Raw genomic sequence first — 20485 nt, forward strand, 5'->3', positions numbered from 1 at the left:
AAATCTAAAATATCTACATTTTGATGCAACAAAAAACTGCCCTTAGTGATTCTTTATTATAAGCTACATCATTATAGTCATCATAGATTTCTATGTTATTAAATCCAGTACTTCTTAAAATATTTTGTATTTCATCAACAGAATATATGTATTGAGTTTGTATTTCTGTTATTCTATCATATTTTTCTTCTGAATCATTAATGAAAAAATTAATTTCAATGTCTACAGAATTACTATCTTCACTAAACATATTTTCCCAAACATAAAAAACCTCTCCATCATCATAAACATAATTTTCATTATACATAGTTTTATATTTATATACTGTACTAATATCGAAAATAAATTTATCTCCACTATTAAGGTGCTTATTTATTCTATTAAAGAATAACAATATTTCATTTCGTTTTAAATAATTTATACCATCACAACAACAAATTGCAGCGTCAAATTTATCATCAATTTCAAAATCTATCATGTTTTGATTTAAAAGTTTGACCCCTCTGTTTCTACCGAGTTTATCATAAGCTCTCATAAGCATGTCCTCAGACAAATCAAATGCAGTAACTTTATAATTATTTTCAGACAAAATACATGTAATACTACCTGTACCACATGCAGCTTCTAATATCTTATTTTTATTTAGACCTATTTTACTTATTAAAAAAGATGTCCATTTTTCATAGTCTATATCATTCATAAGCAAATCATATATTTGCGAGAATTCCTTATAGCTGTTTTTTTGCATCTTCCAACTTCCTTTTCTTTTTTTTAGAGGTCATAATTCCTCCTATTCTACCTGTTTCTTTTGCAGTCAAGCCACCCCACCCCAATTCTTCAACTTTATCCATCAAGCCAATCTCTTTAGCTATTTCAAGTTTCATAATGTCATTAGGTGTAAGCTCTTTTTTCTTTTTTTTCGCCATGTTATCCTCCATAATATCTTTATATAAATATTATGTATTTAAACGAAAAAATTATTCCCTCTTTTCACCTTTTAAAATTAAAATTGCCTTTATTTCCTTTAAAACCACAAAAATTTTATTTAAAGTATACTGAATACTAATGATTATCACAAAAAACATTACTACTAACGTTATAAATATTGCTGTATAATTTATTTCCACTATACTCACTCCTACAAAATGTAATTGACCCTTCTTAAATACTACTGCAACTAATATCTGAACTAAATAAAAAGCTGTTGATGTAGCTACAAAAGTCACAAAACTAGTCAAAAATACAGCTATGAGAATGTTATTATCGTAGCTGTCATAATTTCTTATATTTTGGTGCGGATAACAGGATTTGAACCTGCACAGGTTGCCCTACACGGACCTGAACCGTGCGCGTCTGCCAATTTCGCCATATCCGCAATTTCTATTTTATTAATTTAACTAAAAAATATATTATCACAATACTGCTTATTTAGCAATGAATTTTATAAACAATTTTAGAAAAAGGCCCAAATTTTGGACCTTTTTATTATTCAAATACTTCTATTTTATATTTGTTTTTTAGTTCTTCTTTTTTGTTTATATAAACTTTATCTTGCTTTGCCATAACACAATTTTTTCTTATGTCTTCTTTAACTTCCTCTAATTCTGAATCTCTAGCAGGTACATGGTCAATTAATTTAATTATGTGATATCCAAATTGAGTTTTAACAGGATCACTTATTTCACCTTTTTTCATTGCAAAAGCTGCATCTTCAAATTCTTTTACCATTTGTCCTCTGCCAAATTGACCCAAATCTCCACCAGCTGTTTTAGAAGGACAACTTGAATACTGCTGTGCTGCTTCTTCAAATGATAAACCATCTGTTAAATCTTCTAAAACTTCATTTGCTTTTTCTTCTGTATCAACTAAAATATGGCTTGCTTTCACCATTTCATTTGTTTTAAACAAATGTTTATTCTTTTCGTAATACTCTTCTATTTCTTCATCTGATACAGTAACCTTATTTAACATTTTGCTCAATCCATATTGTTGAAGCATTGACTTTTTCATTGTATCAAGTGCTTTAATGAATTCCTCATCTTTATCCAAACCATTTTCAATTGAATCTGAATACACCAATTCATGCATCACAAGCTCTTCAATTAATTTTTTTCTTCCTTCTTCACCTTGAAAATATTGTGCATTTTGTCCTAAATTATTCATTAACAACCTAAAATCTGACTCTCTTACTTCTCTTCCATCTACAACTGCTATTAACTTATTATCCATTTGTACTCCTAATTTTTATTTTGTATTTTAGTTTTGCTTATATAATAAACAAGAGGGCACAAGACCCCCCTTTTTGATTAGTTTATTTTTATTCTTCTTCGTCCATTGATTCTAATAATGTTGATAATTCTGTTATGCATTTATCTTCATCTGAACCTTTGGTTAATATTATCAGCTCATCGCCTTTCATAGCACCAAGTGCCATTATACTAATGATGCTCTTTCCATTAGCCTCTTGTATTCCTTTTTTAATAATAATTTCACTATCAAAAACTCTTGCTTTTTTAACAAATATGGCTGCCGGTCTAGCGTGCAATCCAATTTTATTTTTTAATATTACTTTTTGAGATCTCATATTTTACACCTCTCTTCTCCTGTTCTAATAATTCTTCAGCAATTTCTTCAATTTTTCTTAATCTATGATTCACACCTGATTTACCTAGGGGCGGGTCTAACATTTCACCAAGCTCTTTTAAACTTGCATTTTTATGTTTTAATCTTAAATATGCTAGCTCTCTTAAATTTTCAGGTAGCTTATCTATGGCTTTGTATTTCTTTAAAATTTTTATTTGTCTAATTTGCCTCATTGATGTATCTACTATTTTGTCAAGATTAGCTGTTTCACAATTAATAACCCTATTTATTCTATTTCTAGTTTCTTTTATTACTCTCACATTTTCAAAATTTAGAAGTGCATTATGAGAGCCCATAACTGCCATTAAATCAGATATTTGCTCACCTTCCTTTATATATGTAATATAATAATTTTTTCTAAATATAGTTTTTGCATTTATATCATAAGTTTTTAAAAGTTCACAAATACCTTGACTATGTTCTTCTTTGTTATTTACAAACTCTGCATGATATGATTTTTCAGGGTCACTAATTGAACCACATCCCATAAAAGAAGCTTTTACATACGCTCTCTTACAGCAATCGTTTTTCAATATACCTAAAGGAACTCCATAATCAAAGTTCATAAAGTTTATTTCTTCATCTTTTATTAGATTAATATCCTTTAGAAAACTTTTAACCTTTTCTTCTTCAATTCTAATACCATAACTATTGTGTTTTTTAAGCCTGTTACTTTTTTTAACACTTACTTCTGTTGACATATTATACAATACTTTTAACAATCTAAAAATTCTCCTTGCGATAGCAGCATTCTCTGTTACAAGTTCAATTTCAATTTTGTTAAATCCTTTAAGTGTAATATACCCTGTTGTTCTTAATAATGCTGCGATTTCAGCTTTAGCACAACACATATCAGTTATTTCTGTTCTAGATAATTCATTTTTTATCACTGAAGAAAAAGTCATGTTCTCTCCCCTTATTTATAACAATGGAATTTAATATCCTCTATAGCTTTTTTTATGATTTTTCTTTCATCATCATAACGAGCAATCATTAATGTTCTTTCAAAAGGAAGAAACTTAGCTTCTCTAAAGCCTTCATTTTTTTGAGCAGTGCAGTTCATATTTCGTGCCACCATAAGATACCAATATACTTGTTTGTTTATTCTAACTTTTTCTTTAAAACAAGTTCTATTAAATTCATAATTTATTTTACCAAGATATTTTATGACATTTACCTTTGCTTTACTTTCTTCGAGGACCTCTCTTATAGCTGCATCTTTTATTGTTTCATTTTCTTCTACTCTTCCCTTAGGAAGAACCCAATCTCCATTGAATTTTCTTAGCATCAAAATATTATTTCTAAAAAAAACAATGCCACCTGCACTAACCTCTTCAACCATATAATTGCCTCGCTACCTAATATCGTAGTTATTATAATAACACAATATTATTAAAAATAAAACATATATTTATAGTTTACAATAAAAGCAAATATATTTCAACTACTTTAACATAAAATTTATCATTAATTATTTAATATTAGGTATATAAATATAAATCAAACAATTAATCTGGCCTTTTTCCAAAATACTGATAATAGTTAACTTTTAAATCACCATTGAAGAGCTTCCTCTTCTTATCTGCTTTCTTACCATATTCATTTTCAAAAGACTCAACTGCTGTAATTATATATTTAGACCAAGTATTATCTTTACCAAAAACTTGACCTAACTTTCTATGTATATTTTCAATATTTAATACATCTCCTATACGGTCCCCATATGGCGGATTAGTAATCAGTATACCATATTCACAAATAGGTTTTTCAATTTGATTAATATCTTTTACAAAAAATTCTATACAATCATCTACACCTGCTTCTATTGCATTTTCTTTAGCAATTTTTATTGCCTTTTCACTGACATCAGAAGCATAGATTTTTATTTCTGAATCTAGATCTATTTTTTTCCTTGCTTCTATTTTAACCTTTTTCCAATATTCCTCTTTTACAATTGGCCATTTTTGAGATGCAAATGACCTATTTAAGCCAGGTGCAATATTTCTACCTATTAAAGCGGCTTCTATTGGTATTGTTCCTGAACCACACATTGGGTCATAAAGTATCCTATCCTTATTCCAATAACTTAGCATTACAAGGGCAGCTGCCATAGTTTCTTTTAGTGGGGCTTCAGTTGATCTTGCTCTATAACCTCTTTTAAACAATCCTTCTCTAGCTCCTGTAGTATCAATAGAAACTGTTGCAATATCTTTGTGTATTGATATTAATATAGTGTATTCTTCCCCTGTTTCTGGCATCCATTGCACATCATATTCTTCACATAACTTTTTAGATACTGCTTTTTTTACTATTGCTTGACAATCTGGAGTACTATAAAGTTTTGATTTAACTGATTTTCCTTTAACTGTAAACTTTCCATCTTTTGTTATCCATTTTTCCCATGGTAATTCATATGTTTTATCAAAAAGTTCTTCAAAGCTAAGTGCTTCAAATTGACCCATAACAAGCATTACTCTATCTGCACATCTTAAGTTAATATTTGTCCTTGGAATATCCTCTATTTCTCCATCAAAATACATCCATCCATTGTCAGTATTTACATTTTCATAACCAAGCCCCTGTAGTTCCCTTTTTACTATTGCTTCCAATCCAAAGGCTGAAATTGCAGCTAATTTTATTTTACTCATAGTTTTCCTTTCTTTTAAAAAAAAGTTCTTTATTGTTTAACATCATAAGACCACAAGGATCCCCTCTATTTTTCACTCACTGCTATATTGTACTTTTCTAGTTTATAATATAATGTTGCCCTCGGTAACTTTAGTTTTTTAGCTACTTCTGATTTATTATTATTTAAATCCTTCATAGTTTCTAATATTATTCTTTTTTCTATACTAGACATATATTCCTCTAAACCGCTCTCCGAGTCTTTAATTTCTGATAAATTTAGAATTTTACCGATTCTATCAACTTTTATTTTTTGCATATAACTAGGTAGAAATTCTTTTTCAATTTTTCCTTTTCCACTTTGAGATGCATATACAACCGAGCTTTGAATAATATTTCTTAGTTCCCTAACATTGCCTTCCCAACTGTAAGCAAAGAATATATCAAGAATATCTTTTGGAATTTCTATAATATTTATTCCTTGTTCCATACAAAATTCTTGAAGAAATTTATTAGCAAGCAGAACTATATCTCCTTTTCTATCTCTCAGTGGAGGAATATTCACTTGAAAAACATCAAGTCTATAATATAAATCCCTTCTAAACTTGTTTTCACTAATTAAATCTCTAATCTCTTTGTTAGTTGCAGAAATAATTCTTACATTAATCTTTATTGCCTTGTTTCCACCTACTCTAGTTACTTCACCATCTTCTAAAACCCTCAACAACTTCGGTTGAAGCTCAATAGGCATATCCCCAATTTCATCAAGAAATAATGTTCCTCCTTCAGCTTCTTCAAATTTCCCTTTTTTAGCAACATTTTTAGCACCTGTAAATGCTCCTGGTTCATAACCAAACAATTCACTTTCAAACAACTCATTTGGTATAGCACTGCAGTTTATAGGAATAAATTTACCCTTTCGACCACTTTCGTAATGTATTGCTTTTGCAAATAATTCTTTTCCTGTACCACTTTCCCCTCTTAAAAGTATATTCAAAGGAGTTTTAGAAATATTCTTACAAATGTTAATCACCTGAATAAAAGAAGAATTATTACTTATAATTTTACTAAAATAAGATTCACCCGTTAAAGATATCTTTGAAAATTCTTTTTCTAACTGTAACAAACTAAGTTGAGTTTTATTAAGCAAATCACTTAGCTTAACAATTTCTGTAATATCTCTATCCCTAGCCAGTGCCCCGATTATATTTCCAGACTTATCAAGAAGTGGTGCAGCACTTAAAACTATGTAGCTATTTTGTCTAGGACTATTGTATACATTGTAATATGATGAGCCTTTATCTAAAACTTTAGGTAAAATGGCCCCTGGAAAAAACGATAATATATCTTTTCCTAAAATTTCATGCCTAGATACTCCATAGTACTTTTCTGCAGTTGAATTAAAAAATATAACCTTACATTTTTCATCAACAATAGTTATAGAATCTGGAATATTATCTAAAATATATTCAAACATTTCTTGGTCATGTTCATTGAAATTAGATTTAAAAATCATTAATATTCACCTCTTTAAACATAGTTTTGCTTCAACTGCTCTCTTGAAATTTATATTATTATACTATAGTTTTTAGTTCTACAGTTTATCTATTAATATCTCCACGTTCTATAAACAAATTTTCTAAATTCCAAAACTTTTTAAATTCTTCGTATTGATGCTTTGCTTTAGAAGTTTCTTTATTAGTTTTTATAGCTTTTATTAAAATATTTTTAGGTGTATGTTCCATTGATATGAATTCAAGCAATTGAACTTTGTACCCCTTTGTTTCTAAAAACAAACTTCTTAAAGAATCTGTAACCAATGACGACATTCTTTCCTTTATGAGCCCATGTTTCAACATTGGTTCTAAATTTTCATTTTCTATTTTATTATAAAATTCATGTTGACAGCAAGGTACTGACAAAATTATATCTGTATTCCAATTAATCGCCTTTAATAATGCAGCATCTGTTGCATTATCACACGCATGAAGTGTAACAATCATATCTACTTTTGATTTGTAGACAAAATCCTTTATGTCACCAATTTTAAACTCTAGATTTTTATAGCCAAGCTTTTTTGAGGTTTCATTGCAAAATTCAATTACATCTTCTTTTAAATCCAATCCTATTATCCTAACCTTCATATTCCTAACATTATAAAAATAGTGATATAGAGCAAATGTAAGATATGCTTTACCACATCCAAAATCAATTATCATAAAATTATCGCTAAGTTTACTATCTCTTAAAGAATCATCCACTATTTCTAAAAATTTATTAATTTGTTTAAATTTATCATATTTTTTAGCATATACAAGACCTTCTTGATTCATAACCCCAAGTTCAACAAGAAAGCTACATGGTTCGCCTTCATTAATTATATATTGTTTTTTCTTATTATGTTCCATCAGTAACAACTGTTTTGAAGGTTCCTTTTCTATCATTTTAATACTACCTTTTTTACTAACAATAAGCTGATAATCAGAATCTTCAGTAAACAAATTAATATTTCTATACTCATTTTTGATTAATTCAAAAATTATCTCACCCGCATTTTCATATTTTAAATTCTCATGAAAAACTTTTGTTTCGGTATACTTTTCAAGTTGAATCACTTTTTCTTCTTTTATTTCAATTGCTCTCGCTGTTATTTTTTTATACGGATTTTCTGACTTTTTTCTTGGAGTTGTAAATATGCTATATATAAACTTCCCCTCACTAATACATTGTTCAATTATTTGTTCTACATTCAAAATTATACCTAACCCTTCTTACCTTCCTTTACCTGTCCCTTGCCTTGTGAAAAATAATATTTTATTCTGACTTAGCGCATATTTTGTGAAATTGTACGAGAATTACAAAACAGTTTTGGCACATTTAGCGAAGCGTATGTGTGCCATTGTTTTGTAATTCGAAGTTACAATTTCCAAAATTTTAGCAGGAAGAATAAAATATTATTTTTCACTACTTATAACTACTCTTCAACGAAACAATCCTATTAAAAACAATATTATCCTTAGTTGAATCTTTATCAATAATAAAATACCCATGTCTCATAAATTGAAATCTATCACCAACATTTTTATCAGCCATAGTTGGTTCAACCTTACAATTCTTTAATACAACTTTAGAATTAGGATTAAGTTTCTCTAAGAAATTAGATTTATCATAATCTTCATCATTCATCATATAATCGTATAATCTTACTTCAGCATCAATAGAATGCTTTGCAGATACCCAATGAAGAGTTCCCTTCACTTTTCTACCTTTAAATCCTGTTCCACTTTTTGTTTCTGGATCATATGTGCAATGAATTTCTAAAACATTCCCATTTTCATCCTTTACAAAATCTTCACACTTAACGAAATAAGCATTTCTTAATCTAACTTCATTTCCTGGGAAAAGCCTATAATATTTTTTAGGGGGATTTTCCATAAAATCTTCCCTCTCTATATAAACCTCTTTGCTAAATGGAATCATTCGAGTTCCCATTTCTGGGTTGTCAGCATTGTTTTCAGCTTCAACATACTCTACTTTGTCATCAGGATAATTTGTTATTACAACCTTAATTGGATCTAAAACTGCCATAGTACGAGGCACCTTAAAACTTAAATCATCTCTAATTGCATGTTCAAGCATCCCTATATCAACAACACTTTGAGCTTTTGAAACTCCTATTGCTTCACAAAAGTTATTTATAGCCTCTGGTGTATATCCCCTTCTTCTAAGTGCTGTTACAGTAGGCATACGTGGATCATCCCATCCATCAACATATCCTTCTTCAACCATTCTTTTTAGATATCTTTTACCCATCATGGTTTTTGTAAGATACAACTTTGCAAACTCTATTTGCTTTGTAGGTGCTTTTTTAAAATCATCAAGATTACTTAAAATCCAATCATAAAAAGGTCTATGATCCTCAAATTCCAAAGTACATATAGAATGTGTAATCCCCTCTATAGCATCCTCTATAGGGTGTGCAAAATCATACATAGGATAAATACACCACTTATCACCTGTATTATGATGAGATTCTTTAAGAATTCTATAAATTACAGGGTCCCTCATATTTATATTAGGGCTAGACATATCAATTTTAGCCCTAAGAACTTTTTCTCCATTTTTATATAATCCAGTTTTCATTTTATCAAATAAATCTAGGTTTTCTTCAACAGTTCTATTTCTATGTGGACTTTCTTTTCCTGGTTCAGTTAATGTTCCCCTATACTCACGAATTTCATCAGCTGAAAGGTCATCTACAAAAGCCAAGCCTTTTTTTATCAGCTCTATTGCATACTGGTACATTTTATCAAAATAATTTGATGCATAGAGTATTTTGCCTTCCCATTCAGGGCATAACCACTTTACATCTTTTATTATAGACTCAACAAACGAATCATCTTCCTTTGATGGATTTGTATCATCAAATCTTAAATTAAATGTACCATTATTTTTCTTTGCAATGTTATAATTTAAGCAAATTGATTTTGCATGACCAACATGAAGGTATCCATTAGGTTCTGGTGGAAACCTTGTGCATATTCTTGAATCGTATGTACCTTTTATGTTGTCTTCATTTATAATTTTTTGTATAAAGTTTACCGATTCCCTGTTATTGTTTTCATTCGAATTATTTTCGCTCATTTAATTCCTCCTAATATATTAAGCATATCAACATTTCTATAATATTTATAATCTTTTTTATTATATTACCACAATTTCGCAATTTTTCAAGGATATTTTTTGATATATATTATAATACAAAAAAATAAGCCCTATAAAAGACTTATTTTTTATTATAAATTATTTAGTTAAATCTTCTATTGAATTTATATCCATATATGCAGGAACAACTAAACCAATTTTTGCCTCTTCCAAGTTTGGACCTAGGTCTTCAACCTGTTCTTTGTAATCAGACATATATTTTTCATGAGTTCCTGGTAACCATGCCGCAACAATTGCATCTGCATCTCCACTTGCAACTGCAGCCCACATTGGTCCTGCATCCACTTGTGTAAGCGTAACATCGTAACCCATATCTTCCAACACTAACCCAATAACATTAGTAGATGCGATTTCTGTATCCCATGCAACGTAAGCTAATTTCACTTCATCACCATCTACTTTTTCTGCATCAGCAATCCATTCATTTACTTTATCTTGATTATCATCAATCCATTGTCTTGCAACTTCTTTAACATCTGCTCCATTATTAACTTGTAGCATTACTGTCTCCATATCTTCCGAAGTCCAATAAAACTTATCTAATATATTGTACGCATTTGCTTTATCTTCTTTTAATCCCAGACGAGCGATTGTATTTATATGTTCAGCTCCACCAAAAACACCCTTAGGGTCTTCTAAATACTTCAAATCATATTTAGCAAACATCCAGTGAGGTGACCAACCTGTTATAATAATTGGTTCCTCATTTTCTATTGCATCTGCAAGTGCTTGAGTCATAGCAGCACCCGAACTAGTCTGTACATTATAATCCAATCCATATTCTTCAACAGCTTTTTCTGCTGCCTGAACAACTCCCGCACCAGCATCTATACCAGTTATCTTATAATCTAACTGTTTCCCTAGAGCTTCTTCACTTTTTGCATTTTCTGTGTCATTTTTTGGCTCATTACTACTGCAACCTACAACGGCTAAAGATAAAACTACACACGTTAAAATACCTAATTTCCTCAATTTGTTTTTAATCATACTAATTTCCTCCAAGTTTTTATTTATTTTCTTTTTATATTCAATGACTGTGTTATCCGGTCTAGTATTATAGCCAGTATAACAATAGCCAACCCTGAAGCAAAACCTTGTCCTGCTTCATTTCTAGTAACTGCTCTAAAAACTTCAACACCTAATCCATCTGCTCCAATCATAGAAGCTATGACAACCATTGAAAGTGCTAACATAATAGTTTGATTTACACCAGCCATTATTGTAGTTTTCGCCATGGGAAGTTGTACTTTAAATAGTTTTTGTTTAGGTGTAGAACCAAAGGCATCTGCCGCTTCGATTAGTTCTGTTGACACTTGACGTATCCCAAGATTGGTTAATCTAACAACTGGTGGCATTGAAAATATTACAGAAGCAATAACCCCAGGTACCATTCCTATACCGAAAAATGATACTGCAGGTATTAAATACACAAAAGCAGGCATTGTCTGCATAAAGTCCAATATAGGCGTTACCACATTTTGTACAACTATACTCCTCGACATCCAAATTCCTAGCGGAACACCAATTATAATTGATATCATGCTAGCAGTTAAAATCAGCGAGAGTGTCAGCATAGTTCCTTCCCAATAACCAAGATTATGAATTAATAATAATCCCAAAAAAACGAATATAGATAACCCACCTATTTTCTTGGTAATATAAACAGTTATAAGAAGCATTATTAAAATAAATATAAATGGTGGAATTGCTATCAGCCCTTCACTTAAACCACTTACAATTACATCTAAAAATTTCTTTATTGGCTCAAAAAACCATTGAGCATTACTCCTTAGCCAAGCTACAATTATATCAGCAAACTCAACTATGGGTATTTGGGGTATTTGTATCATCATGATTCACCTCATTTCCAGCTAGTGCAGCTAATACGGCACCTCGAATAATAATTCCTATTAATTTTTTATCTTCAACAACCGCTACCGGTACTTGCGAATTATATATTACATTAAACAGGTCATTTAATTGTAAATCTGGACTAACTAAAGGTACATTAGCCTCAATTATATCATATATGTTTTTATTGCCACTTTTTATTGCTTCCGATGCTGCATCAGCAGTTACAATTCCTATGAGTTCTTTATTTTTATTAGTTGCATAAATACTAGATATCTCCGCTTGCATCATACGTTGCAATGCAGTACGCGGACCATCTTTTTCAACCTGTATAGTTTCTGGACGTATCATAACATTCTGAGCTGTAAGCACTTTAGACCGATCCACATCCTGAACAAACTTTTTTACATAATCATTTGCTGGACTTGTCATTATTTCTTCGGGTGTACCAATTTGTACTATTACTCCATCTTTCATTAATGCAATTCTATCCCCAAGCTTTAATGCCTCATCTAAATCATGTGTAATAAATATAATTGTTTTCTGCATAGAAGATTGCAAATCTATAAGTTCATCCTGCATTTCTTTACGTATTAGTGGATCCAAAGCTGAAAAAGCTTCATCCATTAACAAAATGTCAGTATCAGTAGCTAATGCTCTTGCAAGACCAACTCTTTGCTGCATTCCTCCCGATAATTGACTTGGATATTGTTCCTCATACCCCAAAAGCCCAACCATTTTTAATGAATTAAGGGCTTTATTACGCATTTCACTTTTATCAAAACCCTGAACTTCCAACCCATATTCAGTATTCTCTAGAATAGTTCGATGTGGAAATAATCCGAATTTTTGAAAAACCATGCTTAACTTTTTTCTTCTTGTTTTTATTAATTCAGCCTTATCCATTTTTGCTAAATCTTCACCATCAATTAATACACTTCCTGCACTTGGCTCAATCAAACGGTTAATTAATCTAACTAAAGTAGATTTCCCACTTCCTGATAATCCCATAATCACAAATATTTCTCCTGAAAAGACTTTAAACGATACTTGGTTTACCCCAACAGTCATACCCGTCTCTTTTAAAATATCTGCTTTTGTTTTTCCTCCCTCTAATAGTTTTATACCAAGCTTTGGATTTTTACCAAATACCTTGGTTAACTTTTTAACTTCAATTTTTAACATTTTATTCACCTCGATTACACTATATTTTACTTAAACTTCTAAGATTTATTCAAGATACAATAATTATTAATTATTATACAAAATCTTTTTTTCACATTACAGTTATATACTATACTAGACTTTATATAAAATTACAACCGTAAAATCCGTCTATATAGTATTTTAATTACGTACAGTTTATTCTGTACATAATTATTTTAGAGTATTCTTAACATCGCTCTTAATTACTCCAATTTAATCCTGAATCTTTTTCTTGACTTTATTTTTTATTACTATACTATATAATATATCTCGTGTTATAATAATGTTATGAATAATACAAGGAGGATTGCCTTCAATGACAAAAAACAACAACAAATTAATTTCAAATGAATACGAAAACATAAAAAACGAATCAATTTCAACTTTATCTAAGTTAATTAACCTTTATGATTTAACCTTATCGGAATCTCGTTTGTTTTCAATTATGTTTCTTGAAAATAATCCAATGACTTTGGATGTTATGAGTCAATTATTGGGAATGAGTAAAACATCAATGAGTATGGGGATTCACAGTTTGTTAGACAACAAAATGGTTGAAAAAGTTTGGAAAAAAGGAACTAGAAAAGATTTATACATTGTAGAACAGGATTTATACAAAGTGTTCTCAGATACGTTTTTGGATGAATGGAACTTTGTAATTAAACGAAACTTAAAAACATTTAATGAACTATTAATCCAGCTAAATAATCTTTCAACGAAATCTGCTGATTCAGAAATACAAGAATCGATATTACAATATCAGCTTAAAATAGATAGTATTATTACTTTCTACAAATGGCTTTCACTTATATTAGTAGAAATTCAGGGAAAAATTGAAGATCGCCAAGTATAAAAGATTATAATGTTACTAGTTAATTTCCTTTTTATAATATCTCTAAAATACATAAAAAAAAGAACATCGTATTTTAAATACTCTGCTCTTTTAATAATAATTCTTAGCTCTATAACATTACCTATAGGGTAGACTTTTTTATTGTCCATTCTATAGGGTGCATTTTATAACTGAAATTCTTACTTCTTTATACTATTATTGTTTATTTACTGTAGTCGTAGAATCCTTTACCTGTTTTTCTACCAAGTAAGTTAGCTCTAACCATTTTCTTTAACAATGGATGTGGCCTATATTTAGTATCACCAAATTCGTTATAAAGAACTTCCATAATAGCTAAACATACATCCAATCCTATCAAATCGCCTAATTCTAAAGGTCCCATTGGATGATTAGCTCCTAGTTTCATAGCAGCATCTATTTCTTCTTTTGATGCTACACCATCAGCTAAAATACCTACACCTTCATTTACTAATGGAATTAATATTCTATTAACAACAAATCCAGGTGCTTCTTCTATAGTTACAGGTGTTTTACCGATTAATTTTGATAATTCAACTATTGACTCATGAACTTCAGATGAAGTTAATTGACCTTTAATTACTTCAACAAGCTTCATAGCTGGAACTGGATTGAAGAAATGCATTCCAATTACTCTTGCTGGGTTTTTAGTACCTGCTGCAACTTCTGTTATTGACAATGAAGAAGTATTAGTAGCTAAAATTGCTTCTTCTTTTGCAACAGCTTCAATATCACCAAAAATCATATGTTTTGTTACCATGTCTTCTGCAACAACTTCTACAAATAAATCAGCATCTTTACAATCATTATAAGATAGTGTTCTTGTTATATTTCCAATGATTTCAGTTTTCTTTGATTCTTCCATTTTTCCTTTTGAAACTGCTTTTGATAGATTCTTTTCAATCGAACCCATAGCTCTGTCTAAAGAAGCATCAGATCTACCTTTAAAAACAACCGAATAACCAGCTTGCGCAAATGTTTGAGCTATTCCGTTACCCATAGTTCCAGTGCCAACAACACAAATTTGTTTAAATTCCATTTCTATTCCTCCTAAAAGTTATTACGTTAAATTATTAACAATATAACGTACTTATTTTTCATGTTTAAATTATACCTTATTTGTGAAATATTATCAAGTATTTATGAAATTAAAAAATTACAACTTTTATAATTTCATTTACATTCATATGTTAACTTTATTATGAATTTTATAAAATTTAATAATAGAAATTTATTCGCGTATACTAAAAAAAAATATATCATAGGTGATTACATGAACATACTAAAACTTTTAAAAAAATTTGAAGAAGATGATATCTTTTCTTTAAGCGCACAATTTTCATATTATATAATTCTAGGTATATTTCCTTTTATCATTATGCTTATTTCTATATTTGGATACTATACTTCTTTTTTCTATTATTTATTAGATGCATCTAAACAAATCATACCACAAGACGCATATAACATAATATTTAATATTGTAAAACAATCAAGCGGAAACTATAATAAATCCTACATGTCTGTAAGCATTTTAGCTTTAGTTTGGTCTTCTTCTTCTGGAAGTGTAAGCATTATAAAAGGGATAAATAAAGCTTATGATTATCCTATTAGAAAAAATTATTTTTTTATTCGTATAAAAGGAATTTTATTTACATTTGCCCTAATGTTTTCTCTTCAAGTTGTTTTCTTTTTTGTTATTGCAGGCAATCATTTAATTTTATTTCTACAAAAAATATCTTTATTAAATGAAGTTTTTTTCATAATAGTTAATATTTTACGATATGTGCTTCCTCTACTACTTTTAATTATTATATTTTCTTTTACATACAAATTTCTTGACTATGAAAAAGTACGCATTCGTTCTGTTTTGCCTGGTGCTATTTTTGCAACATTTGGGTGTATAATCGGCTCAATTATATTTTCAATTTATATAAATAAAAGAAGTATTTTTTATAATAACATATATGGTAACCTGTCTGGTGTATTCATTTTATTAATATGGATTTACCTATCATGCTTAATATTCCTTTTAGGTGCTGAAATCAATGCTATAATACATAATAAATCAAACTAAATGCAATGAGACAGTTGAAACATGTCACATTATCTCACGCCACATAAGATAAAGTAGCCTGATTTTTTGTCTGCAACTTCGCAGTTACCAAATAAACTCTTTATTTTATCCTTTGAACTTGGAGCTCCTTGTTTTTTCTGTATAACAACGTAAAGTTTTCCACCCTCGTTTAAACGATTATATGCTCCCTCATAAAATGAAAATACGACCTCCTTTCCAGCTCTAATAGGAGGATTGGTAACTATAATATCATATTTCTCATTTATATTCTCGAATGATGATGAGCTTATTATCTTTACTTTAGTCTCAACATTATTTTCCTTTGCATTCATATTTGCTAGTTCTAGTGCCCTTTCATTTATATCTGCCATTGTCACATTTGAATTTGCAATAGCTTTTGCAATTATAATTCCTATGGGTCCATATCCGCATCCCATGTCAAGAATTTTACCATTGAAATTTTTATTTTCATTTATTACAGTTTCTATTAAGAGCATCGATCCAAAATCTAACCCATTTTTAGAAAAAACACTATTGCTTGAATAAAAAAAGTATCTATCCTTTCCTATATTCCAATCAAATTTATATATTTCTTTTTTTGTTTCTGGATTTTTAGTAAAATATTGTTCCATTTGTTCCTCCGTTTTCTTTATTATATATAAAGTACTCATTCATTTGTGTATTTATTATATCATAAAGCAAGCCAGATAACGGCTTGCATCACAACGATTCAATAAATACATCAATACAAAGACTTATGTCTTTGTTTCATTAATTGTATTTATTATATCTTATTTGTAGTAATATTAATATAATAAACACAAAAAAAGTTGCTACGCAACTTTTTTTGTGTTTATTATTACATTAGTATTCAATTACGAGTCGTTAATTAATACGCGTCACAATCGAGATTAGAACCTGCATAACTTGAAACTCTAATTTAGAGTGTCACAATATGGGTATTCCTAAAATACTAAACAACTTAAACTTAATTACTTAATTCTGTTTTATACTTACTACTGAACTTTTACGCAATTTGATTTCAATTTTGAAATATATGCTTTTTCTACCGTATCATAAATCTTATACTCTTTTTTCATACTAACAAATTTAGGAATGTATAGCCCTTTTTCACACTCTGCTTCCACATCATCTAATGCTTCAGTGTTCAAAAGCTCAGCTACTTTTTCAAACATTTGAAGATTTGATTTTCCGCTCAATGGTTTGATTGCCTCTACAACCACTTTTACAGAGTTATCTGCACTTACTAATGTTCCTTTGCTTTCTGCTATACTGCAAAGTGGTAATACAAACTCTGCTAATTTAGTAGTATCATTTTCTATTACATCAAATGCAACAAATAATTTTAATTTCTCTAATGATTCTTTTAATTCAGGATTATTTGATATTATATCTTCACCAATAACTACTAATCCTTTAATTTCTTCATTTCTTAATAAATTAATTATCTCATCTCCTGAAGTTCTAAAACCAAGGTTCCATGCTCCTTGACTATTTGCTTTAGGCTTAGTGATTATTAATCCTCTATTAGGTTTATTATCATTTCCAGTCAATACAGTTATATCAGCTAATACTTTCAAAGCTTCATTTTGAACTGTGTTTTCATCTGCAACAATAACTGGCTTCTTAGCATTTTTATATGCCTCAGCTGCTCTTTCCATAGAAGTTAATACTTCAACTTTAGAAATTACATTTTTAAGCTCTTCACCATTACTAAATTTATTTAATATTTCTTCTTTAACAGCACCTTTTTCTATTAATGATTTAAGAACACCTGCAAAGAATATTTCATAATTTTTAACATCAAGTTTTTCTGACCAATCATTCATTCTAGTTGATTCAGTAGATACTGACATCATTTTTGTGTTTTGAGAAATCTTTTTAAGCTTTATACCTAATGATGGATGATGCTCATAAACTTGCCCTACAGATATAATTAAATCAGATGAACTTAATTCGTCAAATCCTAGTGTTGACTTATTTGTACCTAATACTGTTTCAATTCCAGATTCTTGATTAATAAGGAATGAACCTTTTATATCTGTTCCTATTTCTTTTGCTATAGCACTTATATTTTTTAATTCTTCATTTGTCAACTTAGGTGATACTACAAATGCAACTTGATTTTCACCATATAAGTTTTGGATACTTCTTAATCTTTTAGAAACTTCATAAAGGGATGTGTCAAATGATACCGGCTCATATTGACCCTTAATTCTTACTTTTGGCTCAAGAATTCTATGAGCATCATTAATATGCTCGATACCAAATTTACCCTTGCCACAAATAGTATTTTTTATTCCCTCTAAATTAGAAGCTTTGTAAACTACATTATCTTTATGCTCATATACAACTTCACAACCTATAGAACAATAACTACAAACGGACTTAGTTTTTTGTAAGTCAAGAGGAATCTCTTTAATATTTTGTCTTCTTTCTAACCAAGCTCCTGTTGGGCATACATCAATACATTGACCGCATGATATACAATCAGTGTCTTTTAAACTGTTTTCAAACTCAGGTGCAATAATAGTTTCAAATCCTCTATTTACAAGTCCTAAAGCAGCAGCTCCAACAACATCTTGACAAGTTCTTACACACAATCCACACTGTACACATTTGTCTTGATTGTGATCAATATATGGATGATCTGTTTCTTTTTGTTTTTTATCTTTCTTTCCATAATCCTTAGTTGTGTCTATTTCATATGTTTTGATATAATCAACTAGCTGGCAACCAAAGTAATCTTTACATCCACATTCTAAACATCTTGAAGCTTCTTTTAATACTTCTTCTTCTGTCATAGTTGGAAGAATTGGTTGGAAATTAGTTTTTCTAACCTGAGCGTCAACAGTACGATGTTCAACTCTATTAATTACTTCTCTATCTTTAAAATCTTCTTTTGTTAAATCATCTTGATATACAAGAGGTAAGTCATAAACAGGCATAATTTTTCCTGCAAGATAACTATTTATAGCTTTAGAAGCTTTTTGTGCCTGACCGATAGCATCTATAGCTATTTTAGGTCCTGTTACAGCATCTCCGCCTGCAAAAACACCTTTGATATTAGTTTGGAATGTTAATTGGTCTACTTCAATATTTTTCTTTTTGCCTTGGCCTACATTTATATTACCACAAACAACTTCTTGTCCTATGGCTGCTATAATAGTATCTGCTTCAAATTCAACAAACTCGCCTGTTGGTTCAGGTCTTTGTCTGCCTGATGCATCTTTTTCCCCAAGAACATTTTTTTCACATTTAAGTCCAATTACTTTTTCCCCGTCACTTAAAACCAATTTAGGAGCTGATAAGAATGAGAATATTACGCCTTCTTCTTTTGCTTCTTTTATTTCAATTTTTTCAGCAGGCATTTCATCTTCAGTTCTTCTATAAACAACTCTAACTTCTTCTGCGCCAAGACGTATACTTGTTCTTGCAACGTCCATCGCAGTATTTCCACCGCCTACTACTATAACTTTTTTACCTAATTTAACAGGCTTGTTTTCAGCTACATCTATTAAGAAATCTATACCACCCATTACTCCAGGAGTTTCTTCTCCTTCGCATCTAAGTGATGAGCTTTTCCAAGCACCAATTCCTAAAAATACAGCATCATTTTTATTTTGCAAATGTTCAAGAGTTATATCATCTCCAACTTTTACACCATAATTTAATTTTGCTCCCATAGCTTCAATTACAGCTACTTCTGCATCTATTACACTTTTAGGTAGACGATATTCTGGTATACCATATCTCATCATTCCACCTGGTTTTTTCATTGCTTCAAATATTTCAACTTCATGTCCTTCTCTTAACAAGAAATATGCAGCTGATAACCCTGCTGGTCCAGCACCAACAACTGCAACTTTTTTACCTGTAGAAGGTTTTAAACTTGGTACATATACTGCATCATCATTTAAATCTTTATCAGCAGCAAAAGTTTTAACACATGCTATTGAAATTGGCTCTTCAACTAATTGTCTTCTACAATCCGCTTCACATGGATGAGGACATACTCTACCTATACTTGCTGGTAATGGTAATTTTTCTTTTATTAATTTCAACGCTTCTTTATATTGTTTATTGGCTACTAATCCAACATATCCTTGAACATCAGTATGTGCAGGACATGCTAGTGTACATGGAGCTTTACAATCGCCTCTATGAGTTGATACAAGCATTTGTAATGCCATGTTTCTCGCACCAACAACTCTTTTTGTTTCTGTACTTATTACCATTCCATTAGTTGCAGGAGTTGAACAAGCTCTAGCCAATTTAGGCATGCCTTCAACTTCTACGATACACAAACCACAACCACCATAAGCTTCAATTCTTTCATCATGGCACAAATGAGGTATTTCTATATTGTTTTCCAAAGCTGCTTCTAATATGTTTTTACCAGCAACTGTAGTTATTTCTTTACCGTTTATATTAAATTTTACTAAACTCACTTTTTTGCTCCTCTC

Annotated in this window: 19 protein-coding genes and 1 tRNA gene; 2 read left to right on the forward strand and 18 right to left on the reverse strand. The window is 30.0% G+C overall.

The annotated features are described in order from the left end of the window. Positions 1 to 13: 13 nt before the first annotated feature. The 15 genes from J2Z76_RS07445 to J2Z76_RS07515 form a co-directional block, all read right to left on the reverse strand. Positions 14 to 748 carry a class I SAM-dependent DNA methyltransferase gene (locus tag J2Z76_RS07445; protein WP_209511412.1) on the reverse strand — a complete coding sequence of 245 codons (735 nt, stop codon included), beginning with the start codon at positions 746 to 748 and terminating at the stop codon, positions 14 to 16. Further along, on the reverse strand, positions 729 to 938 hold the full coding sequence (locus J2Z76_RS07450) for an alpha/beta-type small acid-soluble spore protein (RefSeq protein ID WP_209511413.1): 210 nt from the start codon (positions 936 to 938) through the stop codon (positions 729 to 731). The genes J2Z76_RS07445 and J2Z76_RS07450 overlap by 20 nt, the downstream gene beginning before the upstream one ends. A gap of 39 nt (positions 939 to 977) precedes the next feature. Continuing rightward, on the reverse strand, positions 978 to 1238 hold the full coding sequence (locus J2Z76_RS07455; RefSeq protein ID WP_209511692.1) for a hypothetical protein: 261 nt from the start codon (positions 1236 to 1238) through the stop codon (positions 978 to 980). Between the two features lie 52 nt (positions 1239 to 1290). Next, positions 1291 to 1375, reverse strand: a tRNA-Leu gene (locus J2Z76_RS07460). A gap of 110 nt (positions 1376 to 1485) precedes the next feature. Then, positions 1486 to 2229: a peptidylprolyl isomerase gene (locus J2Z76_RS07465; RefSeq protein ID WP_209511414.1), complete on the reverse strand. Its 744-nt coding sequence runs from the start codon at positions 2227 to 2229 to the stop codon at positions 1486 to 1488. Positions 2230 to 2317: 88 nt separating this feature from the next. Further along, positions 2318 to 2584, reverse strand: coding sequence for an HPr family phosphocarrier protein (locus J2Z76_RS07470; protein ID WP_209511415.1), 267 nt, complete (start codon positions 2582 to 2584; stop codon positions 2318 to 2320). Continuing rightward, positions 2553 to 3548 (reverse strand): DNA-binding protein WhiA, encoded by a 996-nt coding sequence (gene whiA, locus J2Z76_RS07475; protein ID WP_209511416.1) that lies wholly within the window; start codon positions 3546 to 3548, stop codon positions 2553 to 2555. Before whiA ends, J2Z76_RS07470 begins: the two co-directional genes overlap by 32 nt. 11 nt (positions 3549 to 3559) lie before the next feature. Continuing rightward, the gene (locus J2Z76_RS07480; RefSeq protein ID WP_209511417.1) at positions 3560 to 3985 is read right to left on the reverse strand and encodes an NUDIX hydrolase; all 426 of its coding nucleotides are present in this window, start codon (positions 3983 to 3985) and stop codon (positions 3560 to 3562) included. Positions 3986 to 4151: 166 nt separating this feature from the next. Next, complete coding sequence (locus J2Z76_RS07485) at positions 4152 to 5291, reverse strand: THUMP domain-containing class I SAM-dependent RNA methyltransferase (protein WP_209511418.1); 1140 nt, start codon at positions 5289 to 5291, stop codon at positions 4152 to 4154. 65 nt (positions 5292 to 5356) lie between these two features. Beyond that, entirely contained in the window at positions 5357 to 6784 is a 1428-nt protein-coding gene (locus tag J2Z76_RS07490) for a sigma-54 interaction domain-containing protein (protein WP_209511419.1), read from the reverse strand. Between the two features lie 85 nt (positions 6785 to 6869). Next, on the reverse strand, positions 6870 to 8021 hold the full coding sequence (locus J2Z76_RS07495) for a class I SAM-dependent methyltransferase (RefSeq protein WP_245210380.1): 1152 nt from the start codon (positions 8019 to 8021) through the stop codon (positions 6870 to 6872). Positions 8022 to 8232: 211 nt separating this feature from the next. Further along, on the reverse strand, positions 8233 to 9912 hold the full coding sequence (locus J2Z76_RS07500; RefSeq protein WP_209511420.1) for a glutamine--tRNA ligase/YqeY domain fusion protein: 1680 nt from the start codon (positions 9910 to 9912) through the stop codon (positions 8233 to 8235). Positions 9913 to 10071: 159 nt separating this feature from the next. Beyond that, positions 10072 to 10980, reverse strand: coding sequence for a glycine betaine ABC transporter substrate-binding protein (locus J2Z76_RS07505; RefSeq protein WP_209511421.1), 909 nt, complete (start codon positions 10978 to 10980; stop codon positions 10072 to 10074). A 23-nt stretch (positions 10981 to 11003) separates the two neighbouring features. Next, complete coding sequence (locus tag J2Z76_RS07510; protein WP_209511676.1) at positions 11004 to 11843, reverse strand: ABC transporter permease; 840 nt, start codon at positions 11841 to 11843, stop codon at positions 11004 to 11006. Continuing rightward, a complete protein-coding gene (locus J2Z76_RS07515) occupies positions 11812 to 13029 on the reverse strand; it encodes a quaternary amine ABC transporter ATP-binding protein (RefSeq protein WP_209511422.1) in 1218 nt (405 codons plus the stop codon). Before J2Z76_RS07515 ends, J2Z76_RS07510 begins: the two co-directional genes overlap by 32 nt. A 337-nt stretch (positions 13030 to 13366) precedes the next feature. Between J2Z76_RS07515 and J2Z76_RS07520 the strand changes: the two genes are divergently transcribed. Further along, positions 13367 to 13903: a GbsR/MarR family transcriptional regulator gene (locus J2Z76_RS07520; protein ID WP_209511423.1), complete on the forward strand. Its 537-nt coding sequence runs from the start codon at positions 13367 to 13369 to the stop codon at positions 13901 to 13903. 202 nt (positions 13904 to 14105) lie between these two features. Here J2Z76_RS07520 and J2Z76_RS07525 read toward each other — a convergent pair whose 3' ends face one another. Next, complete coding sequence (locus tag J2Z76_RS07525) at positions 14106 to 14960, reverse strand: 3-hydroxybutyryl-CoA dehydrogenase (RefSeq protein ID WP_209511424.1); 855 nt, start codon at positions 14958 to 14960, stop codon at positions 14106 to 14108. Between the two features lie 234 nt (positions 14961 to 15194). Between J2Z76_RS07525 and J2Z76_RS07530 the strand changes: the two genes are divergently transcribed. Further along, positions 15195 to 15998, forward strand: coding sequence for a YihY/virulence factor BrkB family protein (locus tag J2Z76_RS07530; protein ID WP_209511425.1), 804 nt, complete (start codon positions 15195 to 15197; stop codon positions 15996 to 15998). Positions 15999 to 16027: 29 nt separating this feature from the next. On the opposite strand, the gene J2Z76_RS07535 is transcribed toward J2Z76_RS07530, so the two are convergent. Next, complete coding sequence (locus tag J2Z76_RS07535) at positions 16028 to 16630, reverse strand: class I SAM-dependent methyltransferase (RefSeq protein ID WP_209511426.1); 603 nt, start codon at positions 16628 to 16630, stop codon at positions 16028 to 16030. Between the two features lie 384 nt (positions 16631 to 17014). Continuing rightward, the gene (locus J2Z76_RS07540; protein WP_209511427.1) at positions 17015 to 20470 is read right to left on the reverse strand and encodes an FAD-dependent oxidoreductase; all 3456 of its coding nucleotides are present in this window, start codon (positions 20468 to 20470) and stop codon (positions 17015 to 17017) included. Between the last annotated feature and the right edge of the window lie 15 nt (positions 20471 to 20485).

Source organism: Sedimentibacter acidaminivorans, from assembly GCF_017873955.1.
Classification (GTDB): domain Bacteria; phylum Bacillota; class Clostridia; order Tissierellales; family Sedimentibacteraceae; genus Sedimentibacter; species Sedimentibacter acidaminivorans.

Excerpts from the sequence above, each read along its gene's own strand:
- J2Z76_RS07445 (WP_209511412.1), bottom strand. The coding sequence starts at position 748 with ATGCAAAAAAACAGCTATAAGGAATTCTCGCAAATATATGATTTGCTT.
- J2Z76_RS07450 (WP_209511413.1), bottom strand. The coding sequence starts at position 938 with ATGGAGGATAACATGGCGAAAAAAAAGAAAAAAGAGCTTACACCTAAT.
- J2Z76_RS07465 (WP_209511414.1), bottom strand. The coding sequence starts at position 2,229 with ATGGATAATAAGTTAATAGCAGTTGTAGATGGAAGAGAAGTAAGAGAG.
- J2Z76_RS07470 (WP_209511415.1), bottom strand. The coding sequence starts at position 2,584 with ATGAGATCTCAAAAAGTAATATTAAAAAATAAAATTGGATTGCACGCT.
- whiA (WP_209511416.1), bottom strand. The coding sequence starts at position 3,548 with ATGACTTTTTCTTCAGTGATAAAAAATGAATTATCTAGAACAGAAATA.
- J2Z76_RS07480 (WP_209511417.1), bottom strand. The coding sequence starts at position 3,985 with ATGGTTGAAGAGGTTAGTGCAGGTGGCATTGTTTTTTTTAGAAATAAT.
- J2Z76_RS07485 (WP_209511418.1), bottom strand. The coding sequence starts at position 5,291 with ATGAGTAAAATAAAATTAGCTGCAATTTCAGCCTTTGGATTGGAAGCA.
- J2Z76_RS07490 (WP_209511419.1), bottom strand. The coding sequence starts at position 6,784 with ATGATTTTTAAATCTAATTTCAATGAACATGACCAAGAAATGTTTGAA.
- J2Z76_RS07500 (WP_209511420.1), bottom strand. The coding sequence starts at position 9,912 with ATGAGCGAAAATAATTCGAATGAAAACAATAACAGGGAATCGGTAAAC.
- J2Z76_RS07505 (WP_209511421.1), bottom strand. The coding sequence starts at position 10,980 with ATGATTAAAAACAAATTGAGGAAATTAGGTATTTTAACGTGTGTAGTT.
- J2Z76_RS07510 (WP_209511676.1), bottom strand. The coding sequence starts at position 11,843 with ATGATACAAATACCCCAAATACCCATAGTTGAGTTTGCTGATATAATT.
- J2Z76_RS07515 (WP_209511422.1), bottom strand. The coding sequence starts at position 13,029 with ATGTTAAAAATTGAAGTTAAAAAGTTAACCAAGGTATTTGGTAAAAAT.
- J2Z76_RS07520 (WP_209511423.1), top strand. The coding sequence starts at position 13,367 with ATGACAAAAAACAACAACAAATTAATTTCAAATGAATACGAAAACATA.
- J2Z76_RS07525 (WP_209511424.1), bottom strand. The coding sequence starts at position 14,960 with ATGGAATTTAAACAAATTTGTGTTGTTGGCACTGGAACTATGGGTAAC.
- J2Z76_RS07530 (WP_209511425.1), top strand. The coding sequence starts at position 15,195 with ATGAACATACTAAAACTTTTAAAAAAATTTGAAGAAGATGATATCTTT.
- J2Z76_RS07535 (WP_209511426.1), bottom strand. The coding sequence starts at position 16,630 with ATGGAACAATATTTTACTAAAAATCCAGAAACAAAAAAAGAAATATAT.